At 78.7% G+C, this 1388-nt stretch carries 1 protein-coding gene; it reads left to right on the top strand.

What is annotated here, in order from left to right:
• Positions 1-15: 15 nt before the first annotated feature.
• A partial coding sequence (locus ACIQOV_RS41425) for a DUF2398 family protein (RefSeq protein ID WP_401056314.1) occupies positions 16-1388 on the top strand: 1373 nt, incomplete at its 3' end.

Genomic DNA, 1388 nt, shown 5'->3' with positions numbered 1-1388 from the left:
CCCCCGGCCGCCGGCGTGACGCTCTCGCCCGATCCGGGGCTGCTGCGCCTGGCCCACTGGTTCGCCGCCGCCGCCCCCGGCACCGCCGACGACCTCTGCGCCGCCTCCTTCGGCCTCTACCCCGCCCGCCACCTCGGCGCCGCCGCCGAGCCCGCCGCCGATCCCGGCGTCAGCTGGTGGCACGGCCCCACCGCGCACTCCGCCACGCCGGCGCGCCTCCGGGAGGACCGCACCGAGGGCGGCCTGCGCCGCGCCCGGCGCGACGACGCCGCGCTGCCCGTCGTCCGGTCAGGTGCCAAGCCGGGCAGGCCGGGCCGGCACCGCAGGCCCGAGCCCACGCGGGTGACGCCGCCCACCGTCGTGGCCCAGGACCGTTCCGGCGAGGAGCTCCCCTCGGCCGAACGCCGGATCGCCGCCCGGCTGTTGCTCGCCCATCCGCTGGTCACCGCCTCCGGTCCGCACGCCGACGGCTTCCCGCTGATCCGCCGTCACCGGGACTGGCTGGCCGAGCGGTTCGACACCCTGCTCGGCTACCGCCTCGTCGTCGGCCCCTGGCACGCCCGGCTCTGCAAGGCCGGCCTCGGCCCCGACGCCGCCCGCCGCCTCGAACACCCCGTCACCGGGGCGCCGTTCACCCCGGCAGGGTACGCCCAACTCGCCCTCGCACTGGCCCTGTTGGTCGATGCCCCGGAGGAGCTGGACTACCGGCGGCTGCTCGACGCGATGGGTGCCGCCGCCCCCGAACTCACCGCCGAACCGGCCGACCTCGCCATGGCGCTGGCCGCGCTGGCCGGCTGGCAGGTGCTCGGCGAGCTGCCGCCCGACCCGGCCGACGGCTCCTTCGTGCTGACCGTGGACCGCGAACTCGCCCGTGCCGTCCCGGCCGGCCCGCCCGCCCTCGCCGACGACGCCGCCGACCTGATCCGCCGCGCCGCCGACGCCGAGCCCGCCACCGCCGTCCGCCGGCTGCTCGCCGAGACACCCGCCGTCCTGGCCGCCGACCTCCCCGAGGACCACCGGGCCTGGCTGCAGGACCACCGGCTCAGCGGCCCGGCGGCGCTCGCCGAGTTCCTCGGCCTGGAGGCCGAGCTGCGGGCCGAGGGCGTCGCCCTGCTCGACCCGGCCGCCGAACTCACCGACCTCGCCCTCCCCGGTGCCGACACCGTCGCCCAGGCCGCCCTGCTGCTGGTCGAGCGCCTGGTCGAGGAGGTCCGCCCGCTGCCCGGCGAGGCGGTGGCCGGAGACGTTCCGATCCCGGACGCGCTGATAGACGGCGTCCTCGGCGACATCGCCGACGAGTACGGGCTGCCCGCCCGGTACCTCGCCGACCGCACCGCCCTGCGGCGCGACGCCCTCGACCTGCTCCACCGCCTCGCCCTGATGGCCCC

It is taken from the genome of Kitasatospora sp. NPDC091257 (assembly GCF_044757675.1).
Taxonomy (GTDB): domain Bacteria; phylum Actinomycetota; class Actinomycetes; order Streptomycetales; family Streptomycetaceae; genus Kitasatospora; species Kitasatospora lactacystinica.
The sequence above is the reverse complement of the archived record's forward strand: the minus strand, read 5'-3'. Positions and strand labels throughout refer to the sequence as shown.